Genomic DNA, 14,408 nt, shown 5'->3' on the forward strand with positions numbered 1-14,408 from the left:
GAAGCGGGGTCCAGGCGGCAGTGTCTTGGCAGCTCTCGGCGCCTGAAAGCCGGTCGCTGGTGTTTGAAGGTCACGGAGCCGTTGGGCGTTCTGTGTCCGGGGTTCGGTGCTTGAGGGCCCTGTCGGGCGCTCGGCGTTCGGTGCTGGGCGCTGGGCCCGTGAAGGTCGGTGAAGCGGCGACGACCCAGGCGCGCTCGACATCAGCGGGTGGTCAGCGGGGGAGGAGGTGGCGGCGCTGCGCGACGGCCCGGGAGACCGTCTTCAGCACTCCGGGCCAGTCATGGACGACTTGGGCGTAGGTGAAACGTAGGACGGTGTAGCCGCGCAGCACCAGTTCCGCATCGTGCGCCGCGTCACGAGCGCGCTCAGCGGCGCGGGAATGGAACGCCTGGCCGTCGACCTGGATGATCAGCCGATCTCCGATGAGCAGATCGACCCGGTGCCCGGCGACGAACGCCTGAGCCCGGAGATCGCAGTTGAGGTGGGCGAGCCCGCGGATCAGCAGGGTTTCCAGTCCGGAATCGGCGAGACCGGTGACGGTGGTCGAGAGGCGTCGGGTGGTGGGGGAGGTCCACGCGATTTGCCGCAGATTCTCCGGTGAGATTCGCTCCACGCGACACGCGGATTCCCAGATGACGCTTGCAATGCCCACATCGCAGCACATGGCGACGTGCTGAAGCGTGTCCTCAATCGACTCGATCAACTGGCCGTGAGCCACGGGAACGAGTGGCTGGTTGCGGTGCATGCGCATCCCGCCGGCTGGCACGGGGGAATTGGTGGCCAGGTGGAAGTGCTGTCGGCGAGACGCAGATTCGGGCAGCCACCAGCGCCGGAGCCCCGCCGCCGTGACACAGGCCACGCGACCGTTCACGCGAGCCGCCGCAATCAGATCCTCGTGGACTCCCGGCCCGGCGATCCAGTTGCGACCGACTGCTCGAACAAGGCCGGCATCGATGTCCCGCTTGATCCGTCGTGCGCCGTACCCCGCCTCACGCGCCAGCCGTCGGTGCGCGATGCCGCCATTGTCCCGAAGCCAGGTAGCGAAATCCATCCCAGGATCCTGGTCTGCTGTTACCACCCCCGGAGGGTGGCCATGGATGAATGGGCAATCAGCTCCGCAAAGTCGACCCCGGGGAGGACGCACGGTGCCGGTCTTGGAGCACTGGTCGACCATGTCGCCGAAGTAGGGAATGTCTGGGAACTCGGGCGATGACGGGGATGGGTCCTACGCTGGTGCTTCTCTCCTCATCCGGTGACGCGGGGCGTCTGGTGGCGCTGGGTGCTGACGGGGCTGGTGGCGGGTGCTGGGTGCCGACGTGTGGTGGAACTGTGTGTCGCGCCAGGCGCGGGATCGCACGGCCCGCTGAGACGGCACCAAAATAGGGCGGTGGCACGAATCTAGGGCTGGGGCGTAGGCAGGGGCCTATTTTGGACGCATTTTCCTAACTTGCGACCAAGCCCACCCGCCCGCGCCGTCCGGTCGACCAACCTTCCAGCTCGCCCGTCAGAGCCACCCCCCTGGCCGTGCCGCCCACATCCCACGCACGCCCTGGGATCACGCCCGAAACCGGGAATCACCCGAGCGCGACACGCCCGGGTTTGCAGTCACGTTCCCGGGGTGGCAAACTAGTCAGGTTCCACATTTCTGCGTGCCGTCATGTCCTCATGACCTGCGCGGGATCACTACCACGGCAGTGCACAGGCGGCGCGACAGCGTCAGGTTCTGGGCCGCGGGTAGCAGAACGCAATCCGATACTCGCATGAGGGCCCTGCTTTCGTGCGGCCATCGGAGGCCGGCTCACGCCGGTGATGACAGCAGAACAGTGGTGCAGCATCGCACGGTCACCAGCCGTGTGCGAGTGCCAGAGGCGCAATCCGCGCCCCGTGCGTCCAATGCCCCAGAGGTATGACGCGGAAAGAGAGACAAAGATGGCGGGACAGAAGATCCGCATCCGACTGAAGTCGTATGACCACGAGGTCATCGACTCTTCGGCGCGCAAGATCGTCGACACCGTGACCCGGGCGGGCGCTACCGTCGTGGGTCCGGTTCCACTCCCCACGGAGAAGAACGTGGTGGCGGTCATCCGCTCGCCCCACAAGTACAAGGACAGCCGCGAGCACTTCGAGATGCGCACCCACAAGCGCCTCATCGACATCATCGACCCGACGCCCAAGGCCGTCGACTCGCTGATGCGCCTCGACCTGCCTGCCGATGTCAACATCGAGATCAAGCTGTAAGGCCGGTATCGAACATGACTGACATCAACACCAAGGTTTCCAAGGGACTGCTGGGCACCAAGCTCGGCATGACCCAGGTCTGGAACGAGAACGGCAAGCTCATCCCGGTCACCGTGATCGAGCTCGCACCCAACGTGGTCACCCAGGTCCGCTCGGCCGAGCGTGACGGCTACAACGCCGTCCAGATCGCCGCCGGCCAGATCGACCCGCGCAAGGTCACCAAGCCCCTCACCGGTCACTTCGAGGCTGCCGGCGTCACGCCGCGTCGTCACGTGACGGAGATCCGCACCGCTGACGCTGCCGAGTACACGCTCGGTCAGGAGCTCACGGTCGACGGCGTCTTCGAGGCCGGTCAGCTGGTCGACGTCGTCGGCACCAGCAAGGGCAAGGGCACCGCGGGTGTCATGAAGCGCCACAACTTCAAGGGCGTTTCGGCATCGCACGGTGCTCACCGCAACCACCGCAAGCCCGGTTCCATCGGTGCTTCCTCGACCCCGAGCCGTGTCTTCAAGGGCATGCGCATGGCCGGTCGTATGGGTGGCGAGCGCGTGACCGTCCTCAACCTCACGGTGCACGCCATCGACGCCGAGAAGGGACTCATGCTCGTCAAGGGCGCCGTCCCCGGTGCACGTGGCCGCATCGTCTACGTCCGCAACGCAGTGAAGGGCGCGTGAGCATGGCTGACACGACTCTCAAGCTCGACGTTCAGAGCGCTGCAGGCAAGAAGGCCGGTTCGGTCGACCTGCCCGCCGAGCTCTTCGACGTCAAGACCAACGTTCCGCTGATCCACCAGGTCGTCGTCGCGCAGCAGGCTGCCGCGCGTCAGGGCACCCACTCGACCAAGCGTCGTGGTGAGGTCTCCGGTGCCGGCCGCAAGCCGTTCAAGCAGAAGGGCACTGGTAACGCTCGTCAGGGCTCCATCCGTGCTCCTCACATGACCGGTGGTGGCATCGTCCACGGACCGAAGCCGCGCGACTACTCGCAGCGCACCCCCAAGAAGATGATCGCCGCCGCCCTGCTGGGTGCGCTGAGCGACCGTGTTCGTGGCGAGCGCGTGCACGTCGTGGACAGCTTCGGCATCGAGGGCACCCCCTCGACCAAGAAGGCTGCCGCGCTGCTGGCTTCGTTCCCCGGCAAGAACACGCTCGTCGTGCTCACCCGTGACGACGAGATCAGCGCCCTGTCGGTTCGCAACCTCGCCAACCTGCACGCGCTGTACTTCGACCAGCTCAACGCTTACGACGTGCTCGTCTCCGACGACATCGTCTTCACCAAGGCCGCTTTCGACGCGTTCGTCGCTTCGAAGTCCGCCGCTGAGGAGGTCTCGGCATGACCGCGATCAACAAGGACCCGCGCGACATCATCCTGAAGCCGGTCGTCTCGGAGAAGTCCTACGGACTCATCGACGAGGGCAAGTACACCTTCGAGGTGGACCCCCGTGCGTCGAAGACCGAGATCAAGCTGGCGATCGAGAAGATCTTCTCGGTCAAGGTGGCGTCGGTCAACACGCTCAACCGCGTCGGCAAGGCCCGTCGCACCCGCTTCGGCACGGGCAAGCGCAAGGACACCAAGCGCGCCATCGTGACCCTGAAGTCCGGCACCATCGACATCTTCACGGCTGTCGGCTGAGGACCGGAGGAGTAGAGAAACATGGCTATTCGCAAGTACAAGCCCACGACCCCGGGTCGTCGCGGTTCGTCGGTGGCCGACTTCGCTGAGATCACCCGATCGACGCCCGAGAAGTCGCTGCTTCGTCCGCTGTCGAAGACCGGTGGCCGTAACAACCAGGGCCGCATCACGACCCGTCACATCGGTGGTGGCCACAAGCGTCAGTACCGCGTCATCGACTTCCGTCGCAATGACAAGGACGGCGTGAACGCCAAGGTCGCTCACATCGAGTACGACCCCAACCGCACCGCTCGTATCGCGCTGCTCCACTACGTGGACGGCACCAAGCGCTACATCCTGGCTCCGAACAAGATCCAGCAGGGCGACATCATCGAGTCGGGTCCCTCGGCTGACATCAAGCCGGGTAACAACCTGCCGCTGAAGAACATCCCCACCGGTACGGTCATCCACGCCATCGAGCTCCGTCCCGGCGGCGGCGCGAAGATCGCGCGTTCGGCTGGTGTCTCGGTGCGTCTCGTCGCCAAGGACGGCCCCTACGCCCAGCTGCGTATGCCCTCCGGTGAGATCCGCAACGTCGACGTCCGCTGCCGCGCGACGATCGGCGAGGTCGGCAACGCCGAGCAGTCGAACATCAACTGGGGTAAGGCCGGCCGTATGCGCTGGAAGGGCGTTCGCCCGACCGTGCGTGGTGTCGCCATGAACCCGGTCGACCACCCGCACGGTGGTGGTGAGGGTAAGACCTCCGGTGGACGTAACCCTGTGACCCCGTGGGGTCAGAAGGAAGGCCGTACGCGTCACGCCAACAAGGAAAGTGACAAGTACATCGTCCGTCGCCGCAATGCTGGCAAGAAGCGTAAGTAGGAGTCAAGAAGATGCCTCGCAGTCTTAAGAAGGGCCCCTTCGTCGACGAGCACCTGCTTCGCAAGGTTGTCTCGCAGAACGAAGCTGGGACGAAGAACGTCATCAAGACGTGGTCGCGCCGCTCGATGATTGTGCCGAACATGCTCGGTCACACCATCGCCGTGCACGACGGCCGCAAGCACATCCCGGTGTTCGTCACCGAGTCGATGGTCGGTCACAAGCTGGGCGAGTTCGCGCCCACCCGCACCTTCCGCGGTCACGTGAAGGACGACAAGAAGGGCCGTCGCCGCTAAGGCGACGCAGAGGAGAGAAAAATGGTGGAGTCCATCGCACGTGTGCGACACATCCGCGTGACCCCTCAGAAGGCTCGTCGTGTCGTTGCACTGATCAAGGGCAAGCAGGCCGAAGAGGCGCTGGCGATCCTCAAGTTCGCAGCGCAGTCGGCTTCTGACCCGATCTACAAGCTCGTCGCGTCGGCTATGGCCAACGCACGGGTCACCGCCGACAAGAACGGCGAGTTCCTGGACGAGCGCGACCTGTACGTGAAGAACGCGTACGTCGACGAGGGCACGACGCTCAAGCGTTTCCAGCCCCGTGCACAGGGTCGCGCCTTCCAGATCAAGAAGCGCACGAGCCACATCACGGTCGTGCTCTCGACGCCGGAGGCCGCTGACACGGCTGCCGGCTCCAGCAAGAAGGCGAGCAAGTAATGGGACAGAAGGTCAACCCGTACGGCTTCCGCCTCGGAATCACGACCGACCACGTGTCGCGTTGGTTCTCGGACTCGACGAAGCCCGGCCAGCGTTACGCCGACTACGTCGCCGAGGACATCCGCATCCGCAAGCTTCTGCAGACGCAGCTGGACCGTGCCGGCGTCAGCAACATCGAGATCGAGCGCACCCGCGACCGCGTGCGTGTGGACATCCACACCGCGCGCCCGGGTATCGTCATCGGTCGTCGTGGTGCTGAGGCCGAGCGCATCCGTGCTGACCTCGAGAAGCTCACCGGCAAGCAGATCCAGCTGAACATCCTCGAGGTGCGCAACCCCGAGGCCGACGCTCAGCTGGTCGCGCAGGGCATCGCCGAGCAGCTCTCTGCTCGCGTGGCGTTCCGTCGCGCGATGCGCAAGGGTCTGCAGGGCGCTCAGCGCGCCGGCGCCAAGGGCATCCGCATCCAGGTCTCCGGCCGCCTCGGCGGCGCCGAGATGAGCCGTTCGGAGTTCTACCGCGAGGGTCGTGTGCCGCTGCACACGCTGCGCGCGAACATCGACTACGGCTTCTACGAGGCGAAGACCACCTTCGGCCGCATCGGCGTGAAGGTCTGGATCTACAAGGGCGACCTCACCAACAAGGAACTCGCACGCGAGCAGGCCAACGCGCCCAAGTCTCGTCGTGACGACCGTGGCGACCGCCGTCGTGGCCCGCGTAACAACGCAGCCGCTGAGGCACCGGTCGCGGAAGGAGCTTCGGCGTAATGCTCATCCCCCGCAAGGTCAAGTACCGCAAGCAGCACCACCCGGGTCGCTCGGGTCACGCCACCGGTGGCACCAAGGTGTCCTTCGGTGAGTTCGGCATCCAGGCGATCACCCCGGCCTACGTGACCAACCGTCAGATCGAGGCAGCTCGTATCGCGATGACGCGTCACATCAAGCGTGGTGGAAAGGTGTGGATCAACATCTACCCCGACCGTCCGCTGACCAAGAAGCCGGCCGAAACCCGCATGGGTTCCGGTAAGGGTTCGCCCGAGTGGTGGGTCGCCAACGTCAAGCCGGGTCGCGTCCTCTTCGAGGTCGCGGGTGTGAACGAGGAGCTCGCACGCGAGGCCCTCACCCGTGCCATCCACAAGCTGCCCCTGAAGGCACGCATCATCAAGCGCGAGGAAGGCGACGCATAATGGCGATCGGTACCAAGCAGCTCGCCACGAGCGAGCTCGACACTTTCGAAGACCAGCGCCTCCTCGAGGAGGTCCGTAAGGCCAAGGAAGAGCTGTTCAACCTGCGCTTCCAGTCCGCCACGGGTCAGCTCGAGAGCCACGGCCGCATCCGCGCCGTCAAGCGCGACATCGCGCGTCTGTACACCGTGATCCGTGAGCGCGAGCTCGGCATTCGTGCCACGCCCGCTCCCGTCGAGGCGGCCCCCAAGGCCAAGAAGGCGACGAAGGCGAAGAAGGCTGAGGCTGACGCGCCGAAGGAGGAGGCCGAGTAATGGCTGACAAGAAGGACGAGACGGTGGCCCCCGAGCTCGAGCGCGGTTACCGCAAGGCTCGTCGTGGCTACGTCGTCAGCGACAAGATGGACAAGACCATTGTCGTCGAGGTCGAGGACCGCGTGAAGCACCCCCTCTACGGCAAGGTCATCCGCCGCACCTCGAAGGTCAAGGCGCACGACGAGACCAACAGCGCCGGCATCGGCGACCTGGTTCTCATCAACGAGACCCGTCCGCTGAGCGCCACCAAGCGCTGGCGCCTGGTCGAGATCCTCGAGAAGGCCAAGTAAGCCCTCGGCTTGCTTGGAATCCAAGGAGTAACAAGTGATTCAGACTGAATCCCGCCTCAAGGTCGCCGACAACACCGGTGCCAAGGAGCTGCTCACCATCCGCGTTCTCGGTGGCTCCAGCCGTCGTTACGCGGGTCTCGGTGACATCATCGTGGCCACCGTCAAGGACGCCATCCCGGGCGGAAACGTGAAGAAGGGTGACGTGGTCAAGGCCGTCGTCGTCCGCACGAAGAAGCAGACGCGCCGTCCTGACGGTTCGTACATCAAGTTCGACGAGAACGCTGCCGTCATCCTGAAGAGCGACGGGGAGCCCCGCGGCACCCGCATCTTCGGACCGGTCGGTCGCGAGCTTCGTGACAAGAAGTTCATGAAGATCGTCTCGCTGGCACCGGAGGTCATCTGATCATGGCGAAGATCAAGAAGGGTGACCTGGTTCAGGTCATCACGGGTCGCAAGCAGGACAAGGGCGGCGACCGCGGCAAGCAGGGCAAGGTCCTCGCGGTCCTGGCCGAGTCGAACCGCGTGGTCGTCGAGGGTGTGAACTACTCGACGCGCCACACGCGTGTCGGCCAGTCGCAGCGCGGCACCAAGACGGGTGGCATCGAGACCATCGAGGCCCCCATCCACATTTCGAACGTCGCCCTCGTGGACCCCTCGACGAAGAAGCCGACCAAGGTCGGTCACCGCGTCGAGGAGCAGACGAAGGACGGCGTGAAGCGCACCGTTCGCGTGCGCTACGCAAAGAAGAGCGGTAAGGACCTCTGATGGCAACGGCTGAGCCCCGCCTGAAGGCGAAGTACAAGTCCGAGATCGCACCGGCACTGCAGAAGGAGTTCGGTTACGCGAACGTCATGCAGATCCCCGGTCTGGTCAAGATCGTCGTCAACACCGGTGTCGGTGAGGCGGCTCGCGACTCCAAGGTGATCGAGGGTGCGGTCGCAGACCTCACCGCGATCACGGGTCAGAAGCCCGTCGTCACCAAGGCCCGCAAGTCCATCGCGCAGTTCAAGCTGCGTGAGGGCCAGGCCATCGGTGCTCACGTCACCCTCCGCGGTGACCGCGCCTGGGAGTTCATGGACCGTCTGGTCTCGCTCGCCCTGCCGCGTATCCGCGACTTCCGCGGCCTCTCGGACAAGCAGTTCGACGGCAACGGAAACTACACGTTCGGTCTGCAGGAGCAGTCGGTCTTCCACGAGATCGACCAGGACAAGATCGACCGCGTTCGCGGTTTCGACATCACTGTCGTCACCACCGCGAAGACGGATGACGAGGGACGCGCGCTGCTGAAGCAGTTCGGGTTCCCGTTCAAGTCGGACGACGCCCAGGCGTAATCCGGCGGGAACGCCCACCCGAGATCACCTCTCTGCCGACTCCCTGCGTTTTGTGCGCGGGGAGTCGGCATGAGAGGATGACTCTTTGGGTATCTCCACCACAGGTCGGCCCGCTTTGCCGCGGCGTCGAAACCTGGTGAACGAAGGAAAATTCATATGACAATGACAGACCCGGTCGCAGATATGCTGACCCGTCTGCGCAACGCCAACTCGGCGCACCACGACTCCGTGTCGATGCCGTCGAGCAAGCTGAAGACGCACATCGCCGAGATCCTCCAGAAGGAGGGTTACATCGCCGGATGGAACGTCGAGGATGCACGCGTCGGCAAGACGCTGACCCTCTCGCTCAAGTACGGACCCAACCGTGAGCGCTCCATCGCCGGCATCAAGCGCGTGTCGAAGCCCGGTCTGCGCGTGTACGCACGCTCCACCGAGCTGCCCACCGTCCTCGGCGGCCTGGGCATCGCGATCCTGTCCACCTCGTCTGGCCTCCTCACGGACCGCCAGGCCGACCAGAAGGGCGTGGGTGGGGAAGTCCTCGCCTACGTGTGGTGACCCGCGATGTCTCGTATCGGTCGTCTTCCCATCGACATCCCCTCGAACGTCACTGTGACCATCGAGGGCTCTGAGGTCGCCGTCAAGGGCCCCAAGGGTGAGCTCGTGCTCTCCGTGGCCAGCCCCATCGAGGTCAAGGTCGAGGAGAACCAGGTTCTGGTCACTCGTCCCGACGACGAGCGCGCTTCGCGCTCGCTGCACGGCCTGACGCGCACCCTCATCAGCAACAACATCATCGGCGTGACCGAGGGCTACACCAAGGGCCTCGAGGTCGTCGGCACCGGTTACCGCGTGGCGCAGAAGGGCAGCTCCATCGAGTTCGCCCTCGGCTTCTCGCACCCCGTCCTGGTGGACCCGCCCGCGGGCATCACCTTCACGGTCGAGGGCAACAACAAGGTCACCGTGTCGGGTATCGACAAGCAGGCCGTCGGTGAGACTGCTGCCAACATCCGCAAGATCCGCAAGCCCGAGCCGTACAAGGGCAAGGGTGTGCGCTACGCCGGCGAGGTCGTGCGTCGCAAGGCCGGAAAGGCTGGTAAGTAATCATGGCTGTGAAGAGCAAGTCCGACGCCCGCGCGCGTCGTCACGCCCGTCTTCGCAAGCGCATCGTTGGCACCGCCGAGCGTCCGCGCCTGGTCGTGACGCGTTCCGCCCGCCACGTGTTCGTCCAGATCGTGGACGACAGCAAGGGTCACACCGTTGCCTCCGCTTCGACGCTCGAGGCGGACTTCCGTGCGGCTACCGAGGACAAGACCGCCAAGGCGCGCAAGGTCGGCGAGCTCGTCGCCGAGCGTGCGAAGGCAGCAGGCATCACCGAGGTCGTTTTCGACCGCGGTGGCAACCGCTACGCGGGTCGCGTCGCAGCTATCGCTGACGGCGCCCGTGAGGGAGGTCTGAGCCTGTGAGCGACAACAAGGAGACCGAAGTGACCGAGACCGCAGCCCCCGCGGCTGAGGCGGCGACCACCGAGCGCGAGCGCGAGCCGCGTCGCGGTGGACGCGAGCGCAACCCGAACCGCGACCGCGGTTCGCGTGACCGCGCCGAGAGCCAGTTCCTCGAGCGCGTCGTCACGATCAACCGCGTGTCGAAGGTCGTCAAGGGTGGACGCCGCTTCAGCTTCACGGCCCTCGTGGTCGTGGGCGACGGCAACGGCCTCGTCGGCGTCGGCTACGGCAAGGCGCGCGAGGTTCCGCTGGCGATCTCGAAGGGTGTCGAGGAGGCGAAGCGCAACTTCTTCCGCGTTCCCCGCATCCTCAAGACGATCCCGCACCCCGTTCAGGGTGAGGCCGCTGCAGGCGTCGTCCTGCTGCGTCCGGCTGCTGCCGGTACCGGTGTTATCGCCGGCGGTCCGGTTCGCGCCGTCCTCGAGTGCGCTGGTATCCACGACGTCCTGTCGAAGTCCCTCGGTTCGTCGAACACGATCAACATCGTGCACGCGACCGTTGCGGCACTGAAGCAGCTCGAGGAGCCGCGCGCCGTGGCCGCCCGTCGTGGCCTGGACTACGACCAGGTCGCTCCCGCGAAGATCCTCAAGGCGGAGGCCCAGGCCGCTGCCGATGCTGCAGCTGAGAAGGTTGGTGCCTGATGGCCTCGCGTCTCAAGGTGACCCAGATCAAGTCCAAGGTCAGCGAGAAGCAGAACCAGCGCGACACGCTGCGTTCGCTCGGTCTGAAGCGGATCGGCGACTCGGTCGTCCGTCCGGACGACGCGCAGACGCGCGGTTACGTCAAGACCGTCGCTCACCTCGTCAAGGTTGAGGAGATCGACTAATGGCAGAGAAGAAGGACGAGACCGTGGAGACGGTCGACGCCCCGAAGAAGGCTGCCGCCAAGAAGCCGGCCGCCAAGAAGGCTCCCGCGAAGGCCGAGGCTCCCGCCGCGCGCCCGCAGGTGCTGAAGGTCCACCACCTGCGTCCCGTCCCGGGCGCTCACACCGCCAAGACCCGTGTCGGTCGCGGTGAGGGCTCCAAGGGTAAGACCGCGGGTCGCGGTACCAAGGGTACGAAGGCGCGCTACTCGGTGCGTCCCGGCTTCGAGGGTGGCCAGATGCCGCTGCACATGCGCACCCCGAAGCTGCGCGGGTTCAAGAACCCGTTCCGCGTGGAGTACCAGGTCGTGAACCTGGACAAGCTCTCGGAGCTGTACCCGGCCGGTGGCGATGTGACCATCGCCGACCTGGTCGCCAAGGGTGCCGTGCGCAAGAACGAGAAGGTGAAGGTTCTCGGCAACGGTGACATCACCGTTAAGCTGAACGTCCAGGTGGACAAGGTCTCGAGCTCTGCTGAGCAGAAGATCGTCGCCGCCGGTGGTTCGGTAGGCTGAGGCTCAGAGCCTGAGTCGTGAAACGGGCGGCGGGGGTCTAACCCCCGGCCGCCCGTTCCCGCTTATAGACGTTTCGTCAGGAGGACGAGTTTGTTCAGCGCAATCGCGCGGATCTTCCGCACCCCGGATCTTCGGCGCAAGATCGGCTTCACTCTGCTGATCATCGCCATCTATCGACTGGGTGCGCACATCCCGGCGCCGTTCGTGGACTTCCCGAACGTGCAGGCGTGTGTCGCCAGTGCATCGACCTCCGAAGGTCTGCTCTCGCTCGTCAACCTGTTCTCCGGCGGCGCGCTGCTCCAGCTGTCGATCTTCGCCCTCGGCGTCATGCCATACATCACGGCGACGATCATCACGCAGCTGCTGCGCGTGGTCATCCCGCACTTCGAAGCGCTCTACAAGGAGGGCCAGGCCGGTCAGGCCAAGCTCACCCAGTACACGCGCTACCTGACGATCGCACTCGCCCTCCTGCAGTCGACCACCCTCGTCACGGTGGCGCGCACCGGCCAGCTCTTCGGCACCGGCGGTCCCGCCGCGTGCGAGAACCTGCTGACCAACACAGCCTGGTGGGCACAGCTGATGATGATCATCACGCTGACCGCCGGCACCGGCCTGATCATGTGGTTCGCCGAGCTCGTCACCGAGCGCGGCATCGGCAACGGCATGTCGCTGCTCATCTTCACCTCCATCGCCGCCGGCTTCCCGGCCTCGATGTGGGCCATCTGGACCGCCAAGAGCCCCGAGGTCTTCTTCCTCGTGCTGGCCGTCGGCATCCTCGTCGTCGCGCTCGTGGTGTTCGTCGAACAGTCCCAGCGCCGCATCCCGGTCCAGTACGCCAAGCGCATGGTGGGCCGTCGCACGTACGGCGGCACCAACACCTACATCCCGATCAAGGTCAACATGGCCGGTGTCGTGCCGGTCATCTTCGCCTCGTCGCTGCTGTACATCCCGGCCCTCATCGCGCAGTTCAACCAGAACCCCGACAAGGACGGCAACATCCCCGGCTGGGTCGTGTGGATTCAGACGTACCTCGTCAAGGGCGATCACCCGCTCTACATGATTCTGTACTTCCTGCTGATCGTCGGATTCACCTTCTTCTACGTGGCCATCACGTTCAACCCCGTCGAGGTCGCGGACAACATGAAGAAGTACGGCGGCTTCATCCCGGGCATCCGCGCCGGCAAGCCGACCTCGGACTACCTCGAGTACGTGATCAACCGCATCACCACGCCGGGCGCCATCTACCTCGGTCTCGTGGCTCTGCTTCCGCTCGTCGCGCTGGCGACCGTCGGTGCCAACCAGAACTTCCCGTTCGGCGGCGCTTCGATCCTCATCATCGTCGGTGTGGGTCTGGAGACCGTCAAGCAGATCGACGCGCAGCTTCAGCAGCGCCACTACGAAGGGCTCCTCCGATGACGAACTCCTCTGCACGCTTCCTGATCGTCGGCCCGCAGGGCTCCGGAAAGGGAACGCAGGGGGTCCGCATCGCGGACGCGTTCGGCATCCCGGTGGTCTCTACCGGAGACATCTTCCGTGCCAACATCAAGCAGGGGACGGACCTCGGCAAGAAGGTCCAGGCCATCACCGCCGCGGGCGACCTCGTTTCCGACGAACTCACCGGCGAACTGGTGAGCGACCGGCTCTCGCAGGAGGACGCGGCGGGCGGGTTCCTGCTCGACGGGTACCCGCGTAACCGTGCGCAGGTCGGCCACCTGGATGACATCCTGAGCGGTCAGGGGGTCGCGCTCGACGCCGTGATCGCGCTGGATGTGCCCCGTGAAGAGTCGATCTCTCGTATCGCCCTGCGCGCGCAGGAGCAGGGACGCGAGGACGACACCCCGGAAGCCATCGCGCATCGCCTGGACATCTACGAGCGCGAGACGGCGCCGATCCTCGCCGTGTACGAGGAGCGCGGGGTGGTGGACACCATCGATGGCGTCGGCACGCTCGATGAGATCACCGAGCGCATCTTCGCAGCGCTGGCCGCTCGCGGTCTCGCGCCCGTCGCGGTCTGATGCGGCTCTTTCCCCGTTCGCAGTACAAGACGCCCGCCCAGCTGCGCCAGATGGTCGTGGCTGGGCGGATCACCTGCGCCATGCTGGACGCGGTCGCCGCGACCATCCGGCCCGGCATCACCACCCTCGACCTCGACGCAGCCGCGGAAGCGGAGATGCTCCGGCACGGGGCGAAGAGCAACTTCAAGATGGTGAAGGGGTATCACCACACGACGTGCGTGTCGGTGAACGAGCAGGTCGTGCACGGCATCCCCGGGTCCCTGGTTCTGCAGCCGGGCGACATCGTCTCGGTCGACGTGGGGGCGGAGTTCGACGGATGGAACGGCGATTCCGCCCGGACGTTCGTCATTCCCGACCCGTCGCGCCCGGAGCTCGTCGCTCATCGCGAGGAGCTCTCGCGGGTGACGGAGGCTTCGATGTGGGCGGGAATTGCCGCCATGGCGACGGCAGCGCACACACGCGACATCGGTGTGGCGATCGAGAAGTACATCGTCGAGCATCCCCTGTCGGAGCACGGCCGTCCGGCCGGCATCCTTCGTGACTTCGTCGGGCACGGCATCGGGCGCAAGATGCACGAGAAGCCGAGCATCTTCAACTACGAGACCGGCGGTCTCGGCGCCGAGATCGAGCCGGGACTGTGCGTGGCGATCGAGCCGATGATGACCGCAGGCACCGAGCAGGTCGTGGTCGAAGAGGACGATTGGACCATCAGCACCACAGACGGCTCGATGGGATCGCACTGGGAGCACTCCGTCGCCGTTCACGACGGCGGCATCTGGGTGCTCACGGCGGCAGATGGCGGGGCGGCGGGCCTTGCCCCCTTCGGTGTGGTGCCGGTTCCGGTTCCCTGAGCGTTACGTCATCGTTCCCTCTCACACCGCAGGCTCAGGCAGGTGCAGGGCAAAATGGATTCCAGCGCATTGAATGCGGCTCCGCTCTGGAGCCCACGGCCCTGAACAGAGGA

The 14,408-nt window shown here is 65.4% G+C and carries 24 protein-coding genes; 23 read left to right on the top strand and 1 reads right to left on the bottom strand.

The annotated features are described in order from the left end of the window. Positions 1 to 211: 211 nt before the first annotated feature. On the bottom strand, positions 212 to 1,051 hold the full coding sequence (locus tag LQ566_RS10140; RefSeq protein WP_231091567.1) for an endonuclease domain-containing protein: 840 nt from the start codon (positions 1,049 to 1,051) through the stop codon (positions 212 to 214). Positions 1,052 to 1,929: 878 nt separating this feature from the next. Here LQ566_RS10140 and rpsJ point away from each other — a divergent pair. The 23 genes from rpsJ to map all read left to right on the top strand — a co-directional run bounded on the left by rpsJ (position 1,930) and on the right by map (position 14,295). Beyond that, positions 1,930 to 2,238 (top strand): 30S ribosomal protein S10, encoded by a 309-nt coding sequence (rpsJ, locus tag LQ566_RS10145; protein WP_040162964.1) that lies wholly within the window; start codon positions 1,930 to 1,932, stop codon positions 2,236 to 2,238. A 14-nt stretch (positions 2,239 to 2,252) separates the two neighbouring features. Continuing rightward, positions 2,253 to 2,912: a 50S ribosomal protein L3 gene (gene rplC / locus LQ566_RS10150; RefSeq protein WP_231091568.1), complete on the top strand. Its 660-nt coding sequence runs from the start codon at positions 2,253 to 2,255 to the stop codon at positions 2,910 to 2,912. Positions 2,913 to 2,914: 2 nt separating this feature from the next. Further along, positions 2,915 to 3,571, top strand: a complete 657-nt coding sequence (gene rplD / locus LQ566_RS10155; protein WP_231091569.1) for a 50S ribosomal protein L4 — start codon at positions 2,915 to 2,917, stop codon at positions 3,569 to 3,571. After that, positions 3,568 to 3,867, top strand: a complete 300-nt coding sequence (gene rplW, locus LQ566_RS10160) for a 50S ribosomal protein L23 (protein WP_231091570.1) — start codon at positions 3,568 to 3,570, stop codon at positions 3,865 to 3,867. The genes rplD and rplW overlap by 4 nt, the downstream gene beginning before the upstream one ends. Positions 3,868 to 3,888: 21 nt before the next feature. Further along, the gene (gene rplB / locus LQ566_RS10165; RefSeq protein ID WP_231091571.1) at positions 3,889 to 4,728 is read left to right on the top strand and encodes a 50S ribosomal protein L2; all 840 of its coding nucleotides are present in this window, start codon (positions 3,889 to 3,891) and stop codon (positions 4,726 to 4,728) included. Between the two features lie 11 nt (positions 4,729 to 4,739). Next, positions 4,740 to 5,021: a 30S ribosomal protein S19 gene (gene rpsS, locus LQ566_RS10170; RefSeq protein ID WP_040162977.1), complete on the top strand. Its 282-nt coding sequence runs from the start codon at positions 4,740 to 4,742 to the stop codon at positions 5,019 to 5,021. Between the two features lie 21 nt (positions 5,022 to 5,042). Then, entirely contained in the window at positions 5,043 to 5,438 is a 396-nt protein-coding gene (gene rplV / locus LQ566_RS10175; RefSeq protein ID WP_231091572.1) for a 50S ribosomal protein L22, read from the top strand. Continuing rightward, entirely contained in the window at positions 5,438 to 6,202 is a 765-nt protein-coding gene (gene rpsC / locus LQ566_RS10180) for a 30S ribosomal protein S3 (protein ID WP_231091573.1), read from the top strand. The genes rplV and rpsC overlap by 1 nt, the downstream gene beginning before the upstream one ends. Continuing rightward, a complete protein-coding gene (rplP, locus tag LQ566_RS10185) occupies positions 6,202 to 6,621 on the top strand; it encodes a 50S ribosomal protein L16 (protein WP_231091574.1) in 420 nt (139 codons plus the stop codon). Before rpsC ends, rplP begins: the two co-directional genes overlap by 1 nt. Further along, positions 6,621 to 6,932 carry a 50S ribosomal protein L29 gene (rpmC, locus tag LQ566_RS10190; protein ID WP_231091575.1) on the top strand — a complete coding sequence of 104 codons (312 nt, stop codon included), beginning with the start codon at positions 6,621 to 6,623 and terminating at the stop codon, positions 6,930 to 6,932. Before rplP ends, rpmC begins: the two co-directional genes overlap by 1 nt. Further along, entirely contained in the window at positions 6,932 to 7,222 is a 291-nt protein-coding gene (rpsQ, locus tag LQ566_RS10195) for a 30S ribosomal protein S17 (RefSeq protein ID WP_269143071.1), read from the top strand. Before rpmC ends, rpsQ begins: the two co-directional genes overlap by 1 nt. Positions 7,223 to 7,256: 34 nt before the next feature. Further along, complete coding sequence (rplN, locus tag LQ566_RS10200; RefSeq protein ID WP_231091576.1) at positions 7,257 to 7,625, top strand: 50S ribosomal protein L14; 369 nt, start codon at positions 7,257 to 7,259, stop codon at positions 7,623 to 7,625. Between the two features lie 2 nt (positions 7,626 to 7,627). Further along, on the top strand, positions 7,628 to 7,987 hold the full coding sequence (rplX, locus tag LQ566_RS10205; RefSeq protein WP_231091577.1) for a 50S ribosomal protein L24: 360 nt from the start codon (positions 7,628 to 7,630) through the stop codon (positions 7,985 to 7,987). Further along, the gene (rplE, locus tag LQ566_RS10210; RefSeq protein ID WP_231091578.1) at positions 7,987 to 8,553 is read left to right on the top strand and encodes a 50S ribosomal protein L5; all 567 of its coding nucleotides are present in this window, start codon (positions 7,987 to 7,989) and stop codon (positions 8,551 to 8,553) included. Before rplX ends, rplE begins: the two co-directional genes overlap by 1 nt. Positions 8,554 to 8,709: 156 nt before the next feature. Continuing rightward, positions 8,710 to 9,108, top strand: coding sequence for a 30S ribosomal protein S8 (rpsH, locus tag LQ566_RS10215; RefSeq protein WP_231091579.1), 399 nt, complete (start codon positions 8,710 to 8,712; stop codon positions 9,106 to 9,108). A gap of 6 nt (positions 9,109 to 9,114) precedes the next feature. Continuing rightward, entirely contained in the window at positions 9,115 to 9,651 is a 537-nt protein-coding gene (gene rplF, locus LQ566_RS10220; protein ID WP_231091580.1) for a 50S ribosomal protein L6, read from the top strand. 2 nt (positions 9,652 to 9,653) lie between these two features. Further along, complete coding sequence (gene rplR, locus LQ566_RS10225) at positions 9,654 to 10,013, top strand: 50S ribosomal protein L18 (protein ID WP_231091581.1); 360 nt, start codon at positions 9,654 to 9,656, stop codon at positions 10,011 to 10,013. Continuing rightward, positions 10,010 to 10,693 carry a 30S ribosomal protein S5 gene (gene rpsE / locus LQ566_RS10230; protein ID WP_372459797.1) on the top strand — a complete coding sequence of 228 codons (684 nt, stop codon included), beginning with the start codon at positions 10,010 to 10,012 and terminating at the stop codon, positions 10,691 to 10,693. The genes rplR and rpsE overlap by 4 nt, the downstream gene beginning before the upstream one ends. After that, positions 10,693 to 10,878: a 50S ribosomal protein L30 gene (rpmD, locus tag LQ566_RS10235; protein WP_167038504.1), complete on the top strand. Its 186-nt coding sequence runs from the start codon at positions 10,693 to 10,695 to the stop codon at positions 10,876 to 10,878. Before rpsE ends, rpmD begins: the two co-directional genes overlap by 1 nt. After that, complete coding sequence (rplO, locus tag LQ566_RS10240; RefSeq protein ID WP_231091583.1) at positions 10,878 to 11,429, top strand: 50S ribosomal protein L15; 552 nt, start codon at positions 10,878 to 10,880, stop codon at positions 11,427 to 11,429. The genes rpmD and rplO overlap by 1 nt, the downstream gene beginning before the upstream one ends. A gap of 90 nt (positions 11,430 to 11,519) precedes the next feature. Then, positions 11,520 to 12,845 carry a preprotein translocase subunit SecY gene (gene secY / locus LQ566_RS10245; protein WP_231091584.1) on the top strand — a complete coding sequence of 442 codons (1,326 nt, stop codon included), beginning with the start codon at positions 11,520 to 11,522 and terminating at the stop codon, positions 12,843 to 12,845. Continuing rightward, positions 12,842 to 13,444 (top strand): adenylate kinase, encoded by a 603-nt coding sequence (locus LQ566_RS10250; protein WP_231091585.1) that lies wholly within the window; start codon positions 12,842 to 12,844, stop codon positions 13,442 to 13,444. Before secY ends, LQ566_RS10250 begins: the two co-directional genes overlap by 4 nt. Further along, the gene (gene map / locus LQ566_RS10255; RefSeq protein ID WP_231091586.1) at positions 13,444 to 14,295 is read left to right on the top strand and encodes a type I methionyl aminopeptidase; all 852 of its coding nucleotides are present in this window, start codon (positions 13,444 to 13,446) and stop codon (positions 14,293 to 14,295) included. Before LQ566_RS10250 ends, map begins: the two co-directional genes overlap by 1 nt. The last annotated feature ends 113 nt before the right edge of the window (positions 14,296 to 14,408 follow it).

The sequence above is a fragment of the Microbacterium nymphoidis genome, assembly GCF_021044885.1.
Taxonomy (GTDB): Bacteria; Actinomycetota; Actinomycetes; order Actinomycetales; family Microbacteriaceae; genus Microbacterium; species Microbacterium nymphoidis.

Bases quoted from the DNA above. Each gene is read 5' to 3' on its own strand.
- rpsJ (WP_040162964.1), top strand. From the start codon at position 1,930: ATGGCGGGACAGAAGATCCGCATCCGACTGAAGTCGTATGACCACGAG.
- rplX (WP_231091577.1), top strand. From the start codon at position 7,628: ATGGCGAAGATCAAGAAGGGTGACCTGGTTCAGGTCATCACGGGTCGC.
- LQ566_RS10140 (WP_231091567.1), bottom strand. From the start codon at position 1,051: ATGGATTTCGCTACCTGGCTTCGGGACAATGGCGGCATCGCGCACCGA.
- rplE (WP_231091578.1), top strand. From the start codon at position 7,987: ATGGCAACGGCTGAGCCCCGCCTGAAGGCGAAGTACAAGTCCGAGATC.
- rplD (WP_231091569.1), top strand. From the start codon at position 2,915: ATGGCTGACACGACTCTCAAGCTCGACGTTCAGAGCGCTGCAGGCAAG.
- rpsQ (WP_269143071.1), top strand. From the start codon at position 6,932: ATGGCTGACAAGAAGGACGAGACGGTGGCCCCCGAGCTCGAGCGCGGT.
- rpsH (WP_231091579.1), top strand. From the start codon at position 8,710: ATGACAATGACAGACCCGGTCGCAGATATGCTGACCCGTCTGCGCAAC.
- rplF (WP_231091580.1), top strand. From the start codon at position 9,115: ATGTCTCGTATCGGTCGTCTTCCCATCGACATCCCCTCGAACGTCACT.
- rpsC (WP_231091573.1), top strand. From the start codon at position 5,438: ATGGGACAGAAGGTCAACCCGTACGGCTTCCGCCTCGGAATCACGACC.
- rplR (WP_231091581.1), top strand. From the start codon at position 9,654: ATGGCTGTGAAGAGCAAGTCCGACGCCCGCGCGCGTCGTCACGCCCGT.
- rpmD (WP_167038504.1), top strand. From the start codon at position 10,693: ATGGCCTCGCGTCTCAAGGTGACCCAGATCAAGTCCAAGGTCAGCGAG.
- rplC (WP_231091568.1), top strand. From the start codon at position 2,253: ATGACTGACATCAACACCAAGGTTTCCAAGGGACTGCTGGGCACCAAG.
- rpsS (WP_040162977.1), top strand. From the start codon at position 4,740: ATGCCTCGCAGTCTTAAGAAGGGCCCCTTCGTCGACGAGCACCTGCTT.
- rplO (WP_231091583.1), top strand. From the start codon at position 10,878: ATGGCAGAGAAGAAGGACGAGACCGTGGAGACGGTCGACGCCCCGAAG.
- rplB (WP_231091571.1), top strand. From the start codon at position 3,889: ATGGCTATTCGCAAGTACAAGCCCACGACCCCGGGTCGTCGCGGTTCG.
- rplV (WP_231091572.1), top strand. From the start codon at position 5,043: ATGGTGGAGTCCATCGCACGTGTGCGACACATCCGCGTGACCCCTCAG.
- LQ566_RS10250 (WP_231091585.1), top strand. From the start codon at position 12,842: ATGACGAACTCCTCTGCACGCTTCCTGATCGTCGGCCCGCAGGGCTCC.
- rplW (WP_231091570.1), top strand. From the start codon at position 3,568: ATGACCGCGATCAACAAGGACCCGCGCGACATCATCCTGAAGCCGGTC.
- map (WP_231091586.1), top strand. From the start codon at position 13,444: ATGCGGCTCTTTCCCCGTTCGCAGTACAAGACGCCCGCCCAGCTGCGC.
- rplP (WP_231091574.1), top strand. From the start codon at position 6,202: ATGCTCATCCCCCGCAAGGTCAAGTACCGCAAGCAGCACCACCCGGGT.
- rpmC (WP_231091575.1), top strand. From the start codon at position 6,621: ATGGCGATCGGTACCAAGCAGCTCGCCACGAGCGAGCTCGACACTTTC.